General features: G+C 58.0%; 14 protein-coding genes. 7 read left to right on the plus strand and 7 right to left on the minus strand.

The features are described 5' to 3' along the window. Window positions 1-5: 5 nt before the first annotated feature. The gene (locus O4H31_RS05005; protein ID WP_419723586.1) at window positions 6-980 is read left to right on the plus strand and encodes an ABC transporter ATP-binding protein; all 975 of its coding nucleotides are present in this window, start codon (window positions 6-8) and stop codon (window positions 978-980) included. Window positions 981-988: 8 nt separating this feature from the next. After that, window positions 989-1921, plus strand: coding sequence for an oligopeptide/dipeptide ABC transporter ATP-binding protein (locus O4H31_RS05010; protein WP_269343423.1), 933 nt, complete (start codon window positions 989-991; stop codon window positions 1919-1921). Window positions 1922-2081: 160 nt separating this feature from the next. On the opposite strand, the gene guaD is transcribed toward O4H31_RS05010, so the two are convergent. The 5 genes from guaD to xdhA are packed head-to-tail and all read right to left on the minus strand — an operon-like array spanning window position 2082 to window position 9812. Continuing rightward, on the minus strand, window positions 2082-3425 hold the full coding sequence (gene guaD / locus O4H31_RS05015) for a guanine deaminase (protein WP_269343425.1): 1344 nt from the start codon (window positions 3423-3425) through the stop codon (window positions 2082-2084). Between the two features lie 59 nt (window positions 3426-3484). Beyond that, window positions 3485-5086 (minus strand): xanthine/uracil/vitamin C permease, encoded by a 1602-nt coding sequence (locus O4H31_RS05020; RefSeq protein ID WP_269343427.1) that lies wholly within the window; start codon window positions 5084-5086, stop codon window positions 3485-3487. 41 nt (window positions 5087-5127) lie between these two features. Beyond that, on the minus strand, window positions 5128-6009 hold the full coding sequence (xdhC, locus tag O4H31_RS05025; RefSeq protein WP_269343429.1) for a xanthine dehydrogenase accessory protein XdhC: 882 nt from the start codon (window positions 6007-6009) through the stop codon (window positions 5128-5130). Window positions 6010-6012: 3 nt separating this feature from the next. After that, complete coding sequence (gene xdhB, locus O4H31_RS05030) at window positions 6013-8331, minus strand: xanthine dehydrogenase molybdopterin binding subunit (RefSeq protein WP_269343431.1); 2319 nt, start codon at window positions 8329-8331, stop codon at window positions 6013-6015. 17 nt (window positions 8332-8348) lie between these two features. Beyond that, on the minus strand, window positions 8349-9812 hold the full coding sequence (gene xdhA, locus O4H31_RS05035) for a xanthine dehydrogenase small subunit (RefSeq protein WP_269343434.1): 1464 nt from the start codon (window positions 9810-9812) through the stop codon (window positions 8349-8351). 160 nt (window positions 9813-9972) lie between these two features. Between xdhA and O4H31_RS05040 the strand changes: the two genes are divergently transcribed. Next, window positions 9973-10875, plus strand: a complete 903-nt coding sequence (locus O4H31_RS05040; RefSeq protein WP_269343436.1) for a LysR family transcriptional regulator — start codon at window positions 9973-9975, stop codon at window positions 10873-10875. Between the two features lie 144 nt (window positions 10876-11019). On the opposite strand, the gene O4H31_RS05045 is transcribed toward O4H31_RS05040, so the two are convergent. Then, entirely contained in the window at window positions 11020-12252 is a 1233-nt protein-coding gene (locus O4H31_RS05045; protein WP_269343438.1) for a urate hydroxylase PuuD, read from the minus strand. Window positions 12253-12352: 100 nt separating this feature from the next. On the opposite strand from O4H31_RS05045, the gene O4H31_RS05050 reads away from it, so the two are divergent. Next, on the plus strand, window positions 12353-13252 hold the full coding sequence (locus O4H31_RS05050; protein WP_269343440.1) for a LysR family transcriptional regulator: 900 nt from the start codon (window positions 12353-12355) through the stop codon (window positions 13250-13252). Window positions 13253-13276: 24 nt separating this feature from the next. Here the strand turns inward: O4H31_RS05050 and uraH are convergent, their stop codons facing one another. Continuing rightward, the gene (uraH, locus tag O4H31_RS05055; RefSeq protein ID WP_269343442.1) at window positions 13277-13630 is read right to left on the minus strand and encodes a hydroxyisourate hydrolase; all 354 of its coding nucleotides are present in this window, start codon (window positions 13628-13630) and stop codon (window positions 13277-13279) included. A 150-nt stretch (window positions 13631-13780) separates the two neighbouring features. Between uraH and puuE the strand changes: the two genes are divergently transcribed. The 3 genes from puuE to O4H31_RS05070 are packed head-to-tail and all read left to right on the plus strand — an operon-like array spanning window position 13781 to window position 17155. Next, window positions 13781-15193, plus strand: a complete 1413-nt coding sequence (puuE, locus tag O4H31_RS05060) for an allantoinase PuuE (RefSeq protein WP_269343444.1) — start codon at window positions 13781-13783, stop codon at window positions 15191-15193. Then, window positions 15190-15675: an ureidoglycolate lyase gene (locus O4H31_RS05065; protein ID WP_269343446.1), complete on the plus strand. Its 486-nt coding sequence runs from the start codon at window positions 15190-15192 to the stop codon at window positions 15673-15675. Before puuE ends, O4H31_RS05065 begins: the two co-directional genes overlap by 4 nt. Before the next feature lie 55 nt (window positions 15676-15730). Then, window positions 15731-17155, plus strand: coding sequence for a uracil-xanthine permease family protein (locus O4H31_RS05070; protein WP_269343448.1), 1425 nt, complete (start codon window positions 15731-15733; stop codon window positions 17153-17155). Window positions 17156-17162: the final 7 nt, after the last annotated feature.

Genomic DNA, 17162 nt, shown 5'->3' on the forward strand with positions numbered 1-17162 from the left:
CCGAGATGATGCTTGATATTCGCAACCTGCGCGTTTCGATCCCCACCGACCGGGGCATCTTGAACGCGGTTCGCGGGGTGGATCTGCAAATTGCCAAGGGCGAGACGCTCTGCCTTGTGGGCGAGTCGGGCTGCGGCAAATCGCTGACCGCGACCTCGATTATGGGACTGCTGCCGCGCTACGCCAAGGTCACATCCGACCGCTTTCAGATGGCGGGTCAGGACCTGACCACGAGGACCGATGGCAAGCTGGCAAAGCTGCGTGGCCGTGATGTTGCGATGATCTTTCAGGATCCGACCAGCGCGCTGAACCCGACGCTGACCATCGGGCGACAGCTGACCGAAGGCGTCATGCGCCACGAAAAGCTGAGCCGTAAGGACGCTGACTCCCGCGCCATCGAGATGCTCGACCGCGTGGGCATCGCCAATCCGGCGGCGCGGCTGACGCAATATCCGCACGGGTTCTCCGGCGGCCAACGCCAGCGGATCATGATCGCTTCGGCGCTCATGGGGCGGCCCGGACTGCTGATCGCGGATGAACCGACGACCGCGCTGGATGTGACCATTCAAGCCCAGATCTTGGCGCTTCTGGGCGAGCTGCAGAGCGATCTTGGCCTGTCGCTTTTGCTAATCACGCATGATCTGGGCGTGGTCGCGGCCATCGCTAACGATGTCGCGGTGATGTACGCCGGACGCATCGCCGAACGCGCGCCTGCCGCTGACCTCTTTGCCGCGCCGCGCCACCCCTATACCCAAGGCCTACTTGCTGCGATCCCGGTACCGGGCGTCACCCCGCGCGGGAGCGAATTGCCCGCCATTCCGGGCCGCGTGCCGGGGCTGATCGGCACGATGCAGGGCTGCGCCTTTCGCGACCGCTGTGCTCGGGCGGGACCGGACTGCGTCAATGATCCGGTGCCGCGCGTCGACACCGGTCCCGGCCATTTGGTTGAATGTGTCAAGGCAGCGGAGGTGGCAGCATGACGCCTCCCATGATCCGAATGACCAACATTCGCAAAGCCTACCGCCTGCGCCGCGGCATGTTCGCTCCGGCCGAGGAACTGGTGGCGGTCAACAACCTGTCGCTTGAGGTGGCCGAGGGTGAAACGCTTGGGCTCGTCGGCGAATCCGGTTGCGGCAAAAGCACGGCGGTCAGCATCATGCTGGGCCTGTTGCAACCAGGCCAAGGCGAGGTCGAGATCGCGGGCCAGAATATCGGCGCTATGCCGGTGGCCGACCGCGTGCGGCTGATCCAACCGGTGTTTCAGAACCCCAATGCCTCGCTCAACCCGGTCAAGCGCATTCAGACCCTCGTCGGCCAGCCGCTGCGCCTGCACGGCGGCACAAATGTCGATGCCGAGGTCAAGCGAATGCTCGACCTGGTGGGGCTTCCCGCGCGATTGGCCGATTCCTATCCCGGCGAGCTTTCGGGCGGGCAAAGGCAGCGTGTCGCCATCGCCCGCGCACTCATCCTCGGCCCACATGTGCTGATCTGTGACGAGCCGACCTCGGCACTTGATGTCTCGGTACAGGCGCAGATCATCAATCTGCTGCTTTCGCTCAAGAAAGAGCTTGGCCTCACGATGGTTTTCGTCAGCCACAATCTGGCCGTGGTCGAGCATTTGGCAGACCACGTGGCTGTCATGTACCTTGGGCAAAAGATTGAAGAAGCCGGAACCGATACACTTTTCGAAAATCCCTGCCATCCCTATACACGTGCCCTTCTTGCCGCGACCTTGGTGCCGGACCCACAGGTAGGGCTGCCGGAACAAAAGCTGGGCGCGGCGGCGGCGGACCCGTTTGCCGCACGCCGCGGGTGCCTTTTCGCGCCGCGCTGTCCGGATGTGCGGGAAAGCTGTGTCAAAGGCCCGCAAGAGCTACGGGAGGTGCGCGACACCCATGTCAGGTGCGAGCGGGCGGCATGACGTCGTGTTCCTTCTATCGCTGAACCACGCCGATGAGCATTTCGGCAACGCGCTGTTTTGCTTTGCGTGCAGGAACAAGACCCGCAGCCCAGAGCCCTTCGCCAAACATAAGGGCAGGCTGCGGCAAATCGCGACTAATCGGCAGAATCTGCGCGGGGCCCTAGGTGGCAATCCCCCTACTGAAGCGGACCACCCCTGCAGGCCGATCTTGGCTAGCTTTTTGAGCAACGCCACTCACGTAGACTTCTTCGACAGCGCGGTCGTCCCCCATGATTTGCAGCACGAACAACTCCTCCGCGAGGCTCTCAGCGCGCTCCATGCGCAGGGCCATCGCGCTTGTGGCAGATGAGTTCAAGATCACAACGTCTGCCTCTGTTCCCGATGCCAACGTACCGATTTTGTCCTCCAGACCCAGAACATTGGCGTTGCCTCGTGTCGCCCAATCGAAAGCTTGGAGCGGATGCATAGATTGCCCCTGTAGCTGGAGAATTTTATAGCCCTCCTTCAGAGTTTGGAGCATCGAATAGCTTGTGCCCGCGCCCACGTCCGTCGCAATCCCGCTCTGAACGCCATGCGCAGTTAAGTTGCGATAATCAAACAGTCCGCTGCCGAGAAAAAGGTTCGAGGTGGGGCAGAACACGGGGTGCGCGCCGGTTTCTGCCAGCGCGTCAACCTCTCTAGGTTCGAGATGAATGGCGTGCCCTAACAATGTGTTTTCCCGCAACAGGCCGTAGGACTGGTACACATCCAAATAATCACGCGCCTGCGGATAGAGCTCTCTGGTGAAGGCAATTTCATCTTTGTTTTCGGATAAATGCGTCTGGATGTGGCAGTCAGGATGCTCCGCACTGAGCGTCATCGCCGTTTCCATCTGCTCTGGCGATGACGTGATGCCAAACCGGGGCGTTATGACATAGCCGTTCCGGCCTTTGCCGTGCCATTCGGAGATCAACGCCTTTGTTTCATCATACCCTTTCTGCGGCGTGTCGAGAAGATCGGCTGGCGCATTGCGATCCATCAAAACCTTACCGCCCAGCATCCGCATATTGCGCCGCGTCGCTTCTGAGAAAAAAGCATCCGCCGAGGTCTTGTGAACCGAACAATATGCGGCGGCGCTGGTCGTGCCATGCGCAACCAACTGATCAAAAAACGCCTGTGCCATGCGGTGACTGTGGTCTTCGCAGGCAAAGCGCGTTTCTTCCGGGAAAGTGTAATTGTTGAGCCAGTCCAGCAGTTGCGAACCCCAGGAGGCGATCACCTGCACCTGCGGAAAGTGAATATGGGTGTCGATGAAGCCTGCCATCATCAAATGAGGGCGGTGATCCGTGATTGGCGCATCGGGGGCTTTGGCCAGCATACTGTCGAAGGGACCACTGTCTTGAATGATGCCATCGCTGATCAACAAACCGGCATCTTCAAGGTAGGTATAGGCTTGGGTATCAGAGCCATCTTGCGGCGCGCGGTGAAAGGTCAACAGGCGACCGCGAAGCAGTTTTTGGGTCATAGGGGTCTCAAATCTAAGGAAGAGTTTAGAGGGGCGGCAACCTGCCGCCCATCGTTTGGTTACGCCTGATGGGCGGGCATATCTTCGTCAATGAAGTCTGGCTCATCGGGCACAACAATGCGGTGCTCTAGGTCCTCTTTCGGTGCGACCAACGGATATAGGTACATAAAGGAGCCGACGATCAGGTAGCCTATGGTGATCGGGTCCAGCTGCGGCAGTTGCAGCTTGTAGGAATGAATGATCCCGACCGACGACATCAAAGACGCTGCGATTGCAAAACCGCCTGCCATTTTGAAGCGGCCGTCAATGATGTCAGCGACGATCGCACCCCAGATAAGTCCGGTGATAATCGCCCCCTGACTAAGCGCCAGATGGCCTTCGTAATGCGCGCCTTCCATCAAAAGCGCGGCGGTGAGCGCTTCGTCACCCAAAGATGGCAGACCCTCAACGCCGGAACTGCGCAGGGCATTCATCAACGAACCCCATTTGGTCACCAAGAAGGCCGAGATATGCGGCAGGATGGCGAAGGACACGGCGGCCATATGCATCGGCTTTACCGCCCATGCCGTATTGGTGATCAGGCTGACGGATACGAAGACCAAGACCGGCGCGGCCGCGGCAACCGGTATCAGCCCCGCAAGGAACGACAAGAGCCCGACAAATGCGGCAGCGCCGATGACGACAGCAACGCCAATGATATAGCCCGCATGGGCGTCAAGCCGTTTATAGGCGGGATGGCCGATGTAGACAGTCGTCGGAAAGGGCGATCCAAAGACTGCGCCCAGCATTGTGCCCGCACCATCGGTAACCTGACACAGACCGACCGGATAGTGGTCGCCTGCCGCTTCCGCAGATTCCACGTTGTTCATGGTTTCGATGAAGTTGTAGATTTGCACCGGGATCAGCACGAGGAACAGTTCGGGGTTCGCGAATAGATACTGAATGCCGGCAAGCAGATCCCCGATGTAGGGAACCGGCGGGTAGAACCCGATCCCGCTCACGTCAACTTCGGACTCCCCCAAGACAATGGCGATCACTGTACCCGCAGCGATTGCCACCAAACCGGCAGGCAAGTTGCCCGGAAGGCGAAACCGTCCGATCAGCCCCCATAGGATGAACAATAACGAGGTGAAGGCGATGATTGGGCGTTCGAAAATTTGCGCCAAGGGCACCGAGCCGATAAACACAAGCGCGATGCCGCATAGGGTGCCGAGCATGCCCGCGCGCGGCGTGATCTCTTTCAACCACGGCCCGACGATAGCCCCGAGAGCGGCGACGACACCGCCCATGAAGCCCGCCCCGATGCCGACCTGCCATGCCAGCAACGGGTCGTTCGTGGCCCAGTAAATTGGCCCGATGACTCCGAATAGATAGACGAACATCACGGGTGTCGAGATGCCGTAGGGCAGGGCCGTGACGTCTTTGCCCTGTTTGTTGGCGGCCCATTTGGCCATATAGGTATAGACTGCAACACCGGCCAAAATGGCGATGGCCGCGCCGGGTACGATGCGGCCAAAAACGATCTCGGGTGGCATCTGAAACACGAACTGGCAAACGCCAGTCAGGATCAGCAAGTTCACAAGGTTGTCGGTAAATAACGCCCAAAAAGCGTTAAAATCGCTGCGTGCAAACAGCTTGTAGTTATAAGTCCTCCCGTCCATGACGGTCTCCTCCACTGATAGGGCGGAACGCCTCTGGCCGATCAGGCCAGTCTCCCCGTTCGGCCCAGATATGCGCGCCCGTGGGGCGCTTCTATTGCCCCGATCGGGGCGGTTGCGGCAGTTTCAGTGGTCAATTCAGCGATCACCTCGGCAACCACGAAGGCCGCAATGACGCTGGGCCGCTTGTCGCGGCTACCGCATGCCCCAATAGGGCAATTCAATTGTTCGATCGTTTGGCCGTCGCAGTGCATGCGCGCCCAGTTTTTAAATTTTGCGCGCTTGGTCGCTGAGCCGATCATACCGACGTACAAGGCATCACCCCGTTCCAACGCGGCGGAGGTCAGCAGAAAGTCTAACGCATGATCATGGGTCAGAACGATAAAGGCACTGCCCGCTGGCGCGCTCCAGATATCGGCCTCTGGCAGCACGCTGATACGGGTCTCTACCGCTGCCGTGTTGAGGGCGATCTCCTCGGTTCGAGTGTCAATCAGGATGCATCTGACGGGCAAATGTTGAAACAGGTCGGCCAAGGCCCGCCCGACATGACCGGCCCCCATGACATAGACATGAGGCAGGGCGGCTTTTGTCTCGCGAGCCCGGTCCGCTGCGGCGCGCTTGTCTGATGACCGCATCCGCGTCAGGCGGATTTCGACCCTTCCCCCGCAGCATTGGCCGATCTCAGGGCCAAGCGGCACGTCCAACTCTCGCACCAAATCTCCGCTCTGCACCATGTCCCGCGCTGCTTGGATGGCCAGAAATTCCAGCTGGCCACCGCCTATCGTTCCCCAGAGCCTTTGGGCAGAGGCAAACATTTCAGTTCCCTCGTTCCGCGGGGAGGAGCCGCGCACGCGGGTCAATGCGACGCGAATGACCGATGCATGTGCCGCAAGAAATTCATCCAAAGAAACGGCGCTATTCGACATGGTTCACCCCTCGGCCTGCAACCGTGCCACAGCCAGCAACACCCGTTCCGGCGTGGCCGGCGCATCAAGACGAGGACACGCGCGGTAGTTGGCCACCGAAGCGACGGCCATCGACAGCGCTTCGAGCACCGAAATGCCAAGCATGAAGGGCGGCTCTCCTACCGCCTTGGAGCGCTTCACGGTCAGTTCGCGGTTCTCCGACCAGTCGGCAAGGTTCACGTTGAATATGCGTGGGCGGTCGGAAGCGAGGGGAATTTTATATGTAGAGGGCGCATGGGTCCGCAGTCGTCCGGCATCGTCCCACCATAACTCTTCGGTTGTGAGCCAGCCCATGCCTTGGATGAATGCGCCTTCGACCTGGCCTTTGTCGAGCGCCGGATTGAGGGAACGGCCCACATCATGCAGGATGTCAGTACGCTCGACACGGTATTCGCCCGTCAATGTGTCGATTGTCACTTCAGAGCATGCTGCCCCGTAAGCATAGTAGTAGAACGGACGCCCTTGGCCTTTGGCGCGGTCCCAGTAGATTTTCGGCGTCTTGTAGAAACCGGCCGCCGAAAGCTGCACGCGGGCAAGATAGGCCTGCTTGATGAAGGTCGCAAATGTCAGGATGTCTTTGCCAATAAACACATGATTGGCGTGGAAACTTACCTCTGCTGCGGTGACACCCCAAGTTTTTGTTGCGAACTCGACCAACCGCGCTTTGATCTGTTCCACCGCGTTGAGCGCGGCCATGCCGTTCAGGTCGGTTCCGCTGGAAGCAGCGGTTGCCGACGTGTTCGGCACTTTTTCAGTGGTGGTCTTGGTAATCTTGATCCGCTCAAAATCGACCTGAAACGCCTCGGCGACAATCTGTGCCACCTTGGTGTTCAACCCCTGACCCATTTCTGTGCCGCCGTGGTTCAGGTGGATCGAGCCGTCGTTATAGACATGCACCAATGCCCCGGCCTGATTGTACCACGTCGCCGTGAATGAGATCCCGAACTTGACCGGGGTCAGGGCAATCCCCCTTTTGAGCACCGGCGAGGTCTCATTGAAGGCCATGATGTCTTTGCGGCGCTGGCGGTAGTCAGAGGTGGTTTCCAACTCCTCGACAAGCCGTTCGAGAATGCTGTCTTCGACTTTTTGATGATAGGGCGTGATGTCTCGCCCTTCGCCGCCGTAGAAGTTCACCTTGCGCACGTCCAGTGGATCCTGGCCTGTGGCATAGGCGATCTCTTCGATAATGCGTTCAGCCGCCACCACTCCCTGCGGGCCGCCAAAGCCACGAAAAGCCGTGTTGGACACTGTGTTGGTCTTCATCGGATGGCTTTCAAGCCGCACATTCGGGTAAAAATAGGCGTTATCGGCGTGAAAGAGGGCACGGTCGGTCACGGGGCCCGAGAGGTCGGACGAAAAACCGCACCGTGCAGCAAAGCTGCCATTCACCGCTTCGATGCGTCCGGCCGCGTCGAAAGAGACATCGTAATCGACTACAAAATCGTGGCGTTTCCCCGTAGCCGTCATGTCTTGGTCCCGGTCGGGGCGGATTTTGACGGCGCGGTTCCACTTTTTCGCCGCCATAGCGGCAACAGCGCAGAACAGGTTCATCTGGCTTTCCTTGCCGCCGAACCCGCCGCCCATGCGGCGCACGTTCACCACCACTGCATTCGAGGGCACGCCGAGAACTTGAGCCACCATATGCTGCGCCTCGGAGGGGTGCTGCGTGGAGGAATGCACGATGATATCATCGTCTTCTCCGGGAATGGCCAAGGCGATATGCCCTTCGAGGTACATGTGGTCCTGTCCGCCCACAGCAATCCTGCCTTTGATCCGATTGCTGGCGGTTTCGAGCGCCCCATCGACATCGCCGCGTTCGAGTTTCAGCGGGGCGGTGACGTGTGGGTATCCCGCCTGTTGCGCCTGAATGGGATCAAGCGCATGGGGTAAAACATCGCAGTTGATCTTGGCTTTTTCTGCGGCGTGGCGCGCAATTTCCCGTGTCTCTGCGACCACCGCAAAGAGGGGTTGGCCATGAAATTGAATCAAATCAGTGGGGAAAACCGGCTCATCATTCAGACCCGTGGGGCTTAGGTCGTTGACGCCTGGCACATCCTCGGCGGTTAGGATGCCGATCACGCCCGGAGTTGCCAGAACATCGGTAAAGTCGATGTCCAAAAGCGTCGCATGAGCAACATCCGAGACACCTAGATAGGCATGCAACGTGCCTTCGGGCAACGTAATGTCGTCGGTGTAGTCTGCCGCGCCCGTGACGTGTTTTGACGCGCTGTCATGAATGCGGTCGCTGTGGGCGGTGCCGGTGATGGAAACGTTGTCTTTCATTTTTGCGTCTCCTTGCGTTAAGCGTTGATCAGTTGAACGGGCGCGGCGCATTGCGCATCCTGTTCCAGATAAAAACGGCGCAGCAGGTTCTGAGCAGAAAGCTTTCGATACGCCGCGGAGGCGCGCCAGTCCGTAAGCGGTTCGAAATCCTCGGCCAGCGCTGCTGCGGCGGCCTCGAAGTTTTCTCGCGTCCAGCGCTGACCATTCAGCGCAGCTTCTGCCGCCGTTGCACGTTTGGGTGTCGCGGCCATGCCGCCAAAGGCAATGCGGGCATTGCTGATGACGTTTCCGGTCACCGTCATATGGATGCCAACGGCCACCGACGAGATATCCTCGTCGCGCCGTTTGGAGATTTTGTAGGCGGCGTTCAAATCATCGGGGCCGGGCAGGGGAACCTGAATGCTCTCGACAAATTCCGCCGGTGCGCGGTCCTGCTTGCCATAGTCTATAAAGAACCTTTCAAGAGGCACGTTTCGACGGGCAGCACCGTGGCGGAGGGTGATCTCTGCGCCAAGCGCGATCAGGACGGGCGGGGTATCACCGATAGGAGAACCGTTGGCGATATTGCCCCCGACCGTGCCCATGTTTCGCACCTGCCATCCCGCGATACGGTTCCAATAGGGGAGAAGATGAGGCAGGTGCTCTGACAGAATGGCCTGACAATCGGTGTAGCTGGCCCCAGCCCCGATTTTTAGCTGCCCTCCCTGACGCTCAACTGTTTTCAGCGCATTCAGATGGCCGGTGAAAACTGCGGGCCCGATTTTACGTAGGAATTTTGTCACCCAAAGCCCGACGTCTGTGGACCCAGCCACGATGGTTGCGTTCGGGTAGCTCAAGAGGCAATCGGCCAGATCATCCACGTCAGCCGGGATGATGCTCAGGTCGACTTCGGGTCCGGAGACGATGCGCTTGCCGTGCTGAAGCGCTTGCAGTTGCGTCGTTATCTGCGCGCGTTCGGCATTCAGAAGATCCGATGATGGCGTGCCATAGCGCGACACGGCCACCGCTGCCTTGATGATGGGCTCATAGCCGGTGCAGCGGCACAGGTTCCCTTGTAGCGCCGTTTCAACCTCTTGCGATGTCGGTTCGGGCGTCTGCATCCAGAGCGCATAAAGCGACATGACAAATCCGGGCGTGCAGAAACCACATTGGCTCCCGTGATGTTCAATCATTGCTTCCTGAACAGGGTGCAGCCGACCTTTCGGGCCGGAGAGATGCTCAACCGTGACCACATGACAACCGTTGATCGAGGCCAGAAACCGAATGCAGGCATTGATGGGCTCATAGACCAGCCCGGCATTGCCAAGTCGGCCCACCAGTACGGTGCAGGCGCCGCAATCGCCTTCGGCGCAGCCTTCTTTTGACCCGGTCAGACGGCGTTCGAGCCGAAGAAAGTCCAAAAGCGTTTGGCTGGCTGAAACGTCGTCCAGCGCCACGTCTGTGCCGTTGAGAATGAAACGAATGTCGCGTTGATAGTCCAAGGGGTGCCTCCCAATCGCCAGTCTGGCTGTGATCGTCGCCGCTACGATAGACACAGTTGTTTAGGTAAAAAAATCACCGGAAACGCTAAATACTTTCAACAGAACGTTGAAAATTTGCCGGACCTTGGGCATGTTCATGTGGAAGGGGAGGGGGCGCCGTATGTCTTATATTGAAAGCTTGCGCGTCTTCGTTCGCGTGATGGACTTGGGAAGTATCACCGCGGGCGGGCGGGACCTGAGGCTGACGCCTGCAGTTGCCAGCAAGCGTTTGAAAGAACTAGAGAAACATCTCGGCGTGCGCCTGTTTAACAGGACGACCCGCTCCATAACCCCGACAGAGGTCGGCACCGTTTTTTACGATGAGGCCCATGCTATTCTGCAGGCGCTGGATAACGCCGAGGCCCGGGTCGCCAGCTTCTCCGACGCCCCGCGAGGCGCCCTGCGGATCACGGCACCGCTTGGGGTCGGGCGTCGAATAGTTGCGCCATTGGTCCCGGAATTCTCTGAAACCTACCCCGATACAGAGATAAGGATGCGGCTGTCTGACCGACGGGTAGACATCATGGCCGACGGGCTTGATATCGCGTTCTTTATCGGGGAGCCGAGCGATTCCACGATGAAGCTGCGAAAGTTCGCGGATTGCGATCGGGTCTTATGTGCCTCTCCGGATTATCTTGCGCGCTGTGGGACGCCGCTGACGCCTGACGATCTTCACGATCAGGCGCACAACTGCCTTTTGCTGCGGTATCCAAGATCGCCAGAGTATTATTGGACACTTCAGACCGATATGGGCCCCCGAAAATTGGAGGTTCGCGGTCGGTTCGATGCCGATGACGGTGATGTACTGACCGATTGGGCGCTGGCCGGGCGCGGGATCATCAACAAGCCGCGCTTTGATGTGCGTGAACACCTTAAGTCGGGACGACTTGTCGAGGTATTGCCGCACACTCCGCCAAAGCCGACCATTTTTGGCTGCCTGTATCCCCACAAAAAGCTTCAGGATCCAAAGGTTCGTCTGTTCGTTGACCACATCGCACGAAACAGCAAACGCTTCTTCGTCTGAATTCGACGCCCGTTCAGCGTTGCAACTCTTGTGTGACGGATGGCCGGGTGCCTGCCGCCGCGCCAAAGGTTTTTTACAATTGCAGTAGTGAACCCGCGCTGTCGATGCCGATAATTCTTTGAAATAAATGCGGAATGCGGAACGCTACTGACTACGCACTTCGCGCACCCAAGCGACAATATTGCGTCGCGCTTCCTCGTCCATTTGTACGGCATTTGGCGGCGGCATAGCGTGGCTCACGCCCGCTTGGAGATAGATCTGGTCCGCATGACGCGCGACGTCGCCGGGGGTCTCAAGGTAGACCCCCTTTGGCGCCCACTGCATATTGCCCCAGACCGGTTCTCGGGCATGGCACATTGAGCAGTTGCCGATAACGGAGTCGTAGGCGCTCTCGAACCCTTCAGCAGAGGCATAGGCCTGCTCATATGCCGTCAGATCTCGGGCTTCTGCGTCCTCCCATGTCTCCCCCGTTCTGATGGTGGAAAGCCACGCGATCAAAACCATGAGCAACACGGTCACCGCCCAAGTCCAATGCGGACCGGAACCGGTTTTGTGCATCGTGTTGAAGTAGTGGCGAATGGTGACACCGGTCAAAAAGATCAGGCTGGCAATGATCCAGCTGAACTCTGTTCCAAACGCCAGCGGGTAATGGTTCGACAGCATCAGGAACACCACCGGTAAGGTAAGGTAGTTGTTGTGGGTCGAGCGCACCTTGGCGATCTTGCCGTATTTCGCGTCAGGTGTGCGACCGGCCTTAAGGTCTTCGACGACGACCCGTTGATTGGGCATGATCTGAAAAAACACGTTGGCGGTCATGATCGTCGCCGTGAAAGCGCCGAGATGCAGCAATGCAGCCCTGCCGGTGAAAATCTGGTTGTATCCCCAAGACATGATCACAAGGATTACGAACAAAAGCAGCATCAGAACTGTGGGGTGGTCGGCCAATTTGGATTTGCACATCGCATCATAGAGCAACCAGCCAATCGTCAGGGAGCCGCCGGAGATCAGGATGCCCTGAAACAGCGAAATATCGGCTTTGGTGGGGTCGAGCAGAAACAATTCACCGCCGACCCAGTAGATGATCATCAAGAGCGCCGCCCCTGACAACCAAGTGCTGTAGCTTTGCCATTTGTGCCACGTCAGGTGCTCTGGCATCCGGGCGGGCGCGACCAGATATTTGACTGTGTGATAGAACCCCCCGCCATGTACTTCCCATTCTTCGCCGTAGGCGCCGTCGGGCAGGGCGTCGTTTGGTTTAAGCATTAGATCGAGCGCGATAAAATAGAACGACGCACCGATCCACGCCATTGCAGTGATCACGTGTAGCCAGCGGACGCTGAACGCGATCCAGTCCCACAGAATTGCCAAATCGTACATGGCTGGTCTCCTTAGATTCGAATTTTCTAACACCCTAGGCGAGACAGGTTTGTTCTGGTATCGCCGTAAAGGACCAAGCAGCATCAAAAAAGACAGAATAATGTCCTACTTCGATAACATCCGCACTTTTGTGCGCGTCTATGAACTGGGCAGCATGTCTGCCGCGGGGCGGGATTTGCGGATATCTCCAGCTGTTACGTCGTCACGGATTTCACAATTAGAAGAACGGCTTGGCGTCAGACTTTTCCAACGGACGACACGCAGTCTATCCCCGACCGAGCAGGGCAAGTCGTTCTACCGCGGCGCGACTGAAATACTTGAAGCCGTCGAAAGCGCCGAGGCGCAGATCGTCAACATCACCGAGAACCTGAAAGGATCGCTCTATGTTGCGGCGCCTTTAGGTGTCGGTCGTAGGTTAATCGCCCCGCAAGTCCCCGGTTTCTTGAAGAACTATCCCGAAGTCAGCGTGAGGTTGCGTTTGTCCGACCGGAAAGTGGACTTGACCACAGAGGGTCTGGATTTGGCATTCTTTCTGGGGCAGCCCGAAGATAGCAATCTGCGCATCCGAAAAATCGCAGACGTGGAGCGGGTGCTCTGCGCATCGCCGGACTATATTGCGCGCCGTGGCATGCCCGAGAGCGGAAGCGCGTTGGTGGCGGAGGGGCATGAATGCCTGAGCCTTCGCTTCCCAGGGGCGACCGAATTTCAATGGCGGCTAACGACACCGGATGGCCCCAAGCGATTTCGTGTCTCGGGGCGCTATGAGTCAGATGACGGGGACGTGCTCACCGATTGGGCACTTGCCGGTCATGGCGTCGCAATGAAGCCGGTTTTCGAAATTGCAGAACACTTGCGGACCGGCGCTCTGGTGCCTGTCGCTGAAGCGACACCACCGGAGCCGATCCAGATGGCGTGCCTATTCACGCATCGCCGTAGACAGGACCCGAAAACGCGCCTTTTCATGGAGTTCATGATTGATCGCATCGCCGCGACAATCTAGCGAAGCAATCAGTGGGCCGAAGCCTCAGCTTCCGCGATATGTTGAGTATCCGAAAGGAGAAAGCAACAAGGGCACGTGGTAGTGCGATTGCTCCGACATCCCAAAGCGGATCGGTATGACGCCTAGAAACCGGGGATCTTCAGGCGGCGTGCCGCTTGCATCCAGATAGGGGCCTGCGTGGAACACCAGTTCATACTCGCCCACTTCGAACTCTGCTTCGGGCAGGATTTGTTCGTCAGTGCGCCCGTCGTTGTTCGTCGTAAGCGTTTTCAACAGATGCCGTTCAACACCGCTGATGCGAAACAATTCAATTTTCAGCCCTTCGGCGGGGCACCCAAAGGCGGTGTCGAGGACATGAGTTGTAAGATAGCCGGCCATTTTTAACTTCTCCTGAAACGCTGTCTGTTTCTAGGCTGAATGCCTTTAAGTGACAAATCTCCACTAACAGAAGGCTCCTTTAAGATTTTTTTGAAAAACAGATCCATTTTTCCTGTTTAGGTTGGGTCTTGGAAGAAAAGGAATATTTGCGTGAAACGTTACCCAAGAGATATGACCGGCTATGGTGGCGCTGTACCAGCGGCGCAATGGCCGAATGGCGCAAAAATCGCCGTTCAGATCGTGCTGAACTATGAAGAAGGTGGGGAAAACAATATTCTCCACGGTGATGCTGCGTCTGAAGCGTTCCTCTCGGAAATCACCGGGGCTGCTCCCTGGCAGGGTCAACGCCACTGGAACATGGAATCGATCTATGAATACGGCAGCCGCGCCGGGTTCTGGCGTGTTCACAAACTGCTCAAAAACACGCCAATCACTGTTTATGGTGTAGCAACCGCTCTTATGCGGGCGCCCCAGCAGCTCAAGGCGATGAAGGAGGCGGGCTGGGAGATTGCCAGCCATGGTCTGAAGTGGATAGAACACAAGGATATGGAGCCGCAGGAAGAGCGCGCCCAGATCCGCGAGGCAATCCGCCTTCATACCGAAGTGGTGGGGGAGGCCCCGCGCGGCTGGTACACCGGACGCTGCTCCATGAACACTGTGGACCTTGCCGCCGAGGAGGGCGATTTCGCCTATATCGCCGACAGCTATGCAGATGATTTGCCCTACTGGGTGCGGGCTGGCGGTAAGGATCAGTTGATCGTGCCTTACACGATGGACTGCAATGACATGCGCTTTGCGATTCAAGCGGGATACACGAACGGTGATCAGTTTGAGAGCTATCTCAAGGATAGTTTTGACATGCTCTATGCCGAGGGGGCCGAAGGTGCGCCCAAGATGCTTTCGATCGGCTTGCACTGTCGTCTCATTGGGCGGCCGGGGCGCGCAATGGCATTGAAACGCGCCTTGGAACATTTCGCGAAACACGACGGGGTCTGGTTCGCCACCCGGGAACAGATCGCCGATCACTGGGCTAGCCTGCACCCGCCTGCTGAGGGGACCGCGCCATCTGAAATGGACAGGGAAACCTTTGTCGCGGAATTTGGTGGCATGTTCGAACACAGCACTTGGATTGCCGAGGGTGCCTTTGATCTTGAACTTGGCGCGACCCATGACAATGCAGCAGGTATTCACAACGCACTGGCGCGTGTGTTCCGCAACGCATCCGAAGAACAGCGGCTGGGTGTGCTGACCGCCCACCCCGACTTAGCGGGAAAACTAGCGGCAGCCGGGCGCCTTACAAAGGAAAGCACTGCCGAACAGGCGGGTGCCGGACTGGATTTGCTGACTGACGACGAACGGGAGACCTTCCAGAACCTCAACGCTGAATACGTTGAGCGGCATGGCTTTCCTTTCATCATCGCCGTGAAGGACAACACCAAATCGAGCATTCTCGAAGCATTTCACCGCCGTATCAAAAATAACCGCGATACCGAGTTCTCCGAAGCCTGCCGACAGGTTGAGCGCATTGCAGAACTGCGCCTGATTGAGAGGTTTGCATCATGAGCAACGTTTTGACGGCAACCACAATCAATTCCGATGCCATTGCCGGGCTAGCAGAACTGATCGATGCATCAGACACGCCCGACAAGCTCATAAACCAAGGGCTTTGCGGACGTTTTCATGATCGGGCGACCCTCGACGTTGAAGGTCGCGTAGGGGTCAGCGTCTTTCAATCCACATCGTTCTCCATGCCTTTCAAAATGGAAATGATGGAGCGCCACCCTTTGGGCAGCCAAGCTTTTCTGCCGATGCAGGAAGGCGAATATCTGGTCGTGCTGGCTGAAGATAAAAACGGTGCTCCGGTTGCGCCACGGGCCTTTATTGCTGGGCCGGGGCAGGGCGTGAACATCAGGCGCAACGTCTGGCACGGGGTTTTGTGTCCGCTGTCCGATCCAGGGCTTTTCATGGTCGTCGACCGCGTCAGCGAGGGGCCAAATCTGGAGGAACATTGGTTCGATGAGCCATTCATCATCGAGCGACAATAAATAATTCGGCAAAAAAACGCGCCGGCTCACGCATCCATAGGGAGGGACAATTATAATGTCTGATGCATCCATCGGAACGCCGGACCAGCTCCGCGATCCAAATTACACCCCGCCGCTCACAAAAGCGGTGCCGCTGGGGATCCAGCACGTGCTGGCGATGTTCGTATCGAACGTCACTCCGGCGATCATCGTCTGCGGCGCTGCCGGTTTCGGCTTTGGCTCAAACAGCCCTGATTTCCCGCAAATGATCTACATGATTCAGATGTCCATGTTCTTTGCCGGGGTCGCGACGCTGTTCCAGTCGGTCGGCGTAGGTCCGATTGGCGCGCGCTTGCCGATCGTGCAGGGGACATCTTTTGCCTTCATTCCAATCATGATCCCGCTTGTCGCCGGGAAGGGCGTGGACGCGATTGCGGTCCTGATGGGGGGTATCGTCGTCGGCGGCCTGTTCCACGCCTTTCTGGGGCTATTCATCGGCAAACTTCGTTTTGCACTGCCGCCGCTGGTCACTGGTTTGGTCGTGACCATGATTGGTCTGGCTCTGGTCAAGGTCGGTGTTCAATATGCGGCAGGGGGTGTGCCTGCAATCGGCACCGAAGAATACGGCTCCGGGCTTAACTGGTTCATGGCAGGTACCGTGATTTTGGTGACCCTCGGCCTGAAGTTCTTTACCCGCGGCATGCTTTCTGTGTCGGCCGTTCTGATCGGTCTTTTGGTTGGCTATGTCGTCGCCTTTGCGCTTGGGCAGGTCAATCTTGGCAACGTAGGTCAAGCGGCAAGCTTTGCGCTGCCGAACCCGTTTCACTTTGGCATTGAATTCACGGTCGCCGCGGTCATCGGCTTTTGTGCCATGTCTTTCGTCTCGGCCATCGAAACTGTCGGCGATGTTTCCGGGATCACCAAAGGGGGCGCGGGTCGGGAGGCGAGCAACCGCGAAATCCAAGGGGCGACCTATGCAGATGGGATTGGCACGGCCATTTCGGGCATGTTCGGCGCGCTGCCCAATACGTCGTTCAGTCAAAACGTCGGTCTCATCGCCATGACGGGTGTGATGAGCCGGATGGTCGTTACAATCGGGGCGATTTTTCTGATCATATGTGGTCTTGTTCCCAAAATCGGTGCGGTGATCTCTTCGATCCCGATTGAAGTGCTGGGCGGTGGTGTCATCGTGATGTTCGGCATGGTGGTCGCGGCTGGTATCTCGATGCTGTCCGATGTGAACTGGAACCGTCGCAACATGGTCATTTTTGCCATCGCCCTGTCGCTTGGTCTGGGCCTGCAGCTTGAGCCGGATGCGCTTCAATATCTGCCGGGCACGCTGAAAGTCCTAGGAACTTCGGGCATTCTGCCCGCGGCCCTCATCGCCATCGTTCTTAACCTGGTATTGCCCGAGGAGCTTTCGGGTGAAGCCACCGAGGAAGTCTCTGGTGGTATGGCAGGACAGGGGAGCGGATCACTCGCGCAGAGTGACCGCGTCTGATGGCGCT

The sequence above is a fragment of the Sulfitobacter dubius genome (assembly GCF_027214245.1).
GTDB classification, from domain to species: Bacteria; Pseudomonadota; Alphaproteobacteria; order Rhodobacterales; family Rhodobacteraceae; genus Sulfitobacter; species Sulfitobacter dubius_A.

Excerpts from the sequence above, each read along its gene's own strand:
- O4H31_RS05005 (WP_419723586.1), top strand. The coding sequence starts at position 6 with ATGATGCTTGATATTCGCAACCTGCGCGTTTCGATCCCCACCGACCGG.
- O4H31_RS05010 (WP_269343423.1), top strand. The coding sequence starts at position 989 with ATGATCCGAATGACCAACATTCGCAAAGCCTACCGCCTGCGCCGCGGC.
- guaD (WP_269343425.1), bottom strand. The coding sequence starts at position 3,425 with ATGACCCAAAAACTGCTTCGCGGTCGCCTGTTGACCTTTCACCGCGCG.
- O4H31_RS05020 (WP_269343427.1), bottom strand. The coding sequence starts at position 5,086 with ATGGACGGGAGGACTTATAACTACAAGCTGTTTGCACGCAGCGATTTT.
- xdhC (WP_269343429.1), bottom strand. The coding sequence starts at position 6,009 with ATGTCGAATAGCGCCGTTTCTTTGGATGAATTTCTTGCGGCACATGCA.
- xdhB (WP_269343431.1), bottom strand. The coding sequence starts at position 8,331 with ATGAAAGACAACGTTTCCATCACCGGCACCGCCCACAGCGACCGCATT.
- O4H31_RS05040 (WP_269343436.1), top strand. The coding sequence starts at position 9,973 with ATGTCTTATATTGAAAGCTTGCGCGTCTTCGTTCGCGTGATGGACTTG.
- O4H31_RS05045 (WP_269343438.1), bottom strand. The coding sequence starts at position 12,252 with ATGTACGATTTGGCAATTCTGTGGGACTGGATCGCGTTCAGCGTCCGC.
- O4H31_RS05050 (WP_269343440.1), top strand. The coding sequence starts at position 12,353 with ATGTCCTACTTCGATAACATCCGCACTTTTGTGCGCGTCTATGAACTG.
- uraH (WP_269343442.1), bottom strand. The coding sequence starts at position 13,630 with ATGGCCGGCTATCTTACAACTCATGTCCTCGACACCGCCTTTGGGTGC.
- O4H31_RS05065 (WP_269343446.1), top strand. The coding sequence starts at position 15,190 with ATGAGCAACGTTTTGACGGCAACCACAATCAATTCCGATGCCATTGCC.
- O4H31_RS05070 (WP_269343448.1), top strand. The coding sequence starts at position 15,731 with ATGTCTGATGCATCCATCGGAACGCCGGACCAGCTCCGCGATCCAAAT.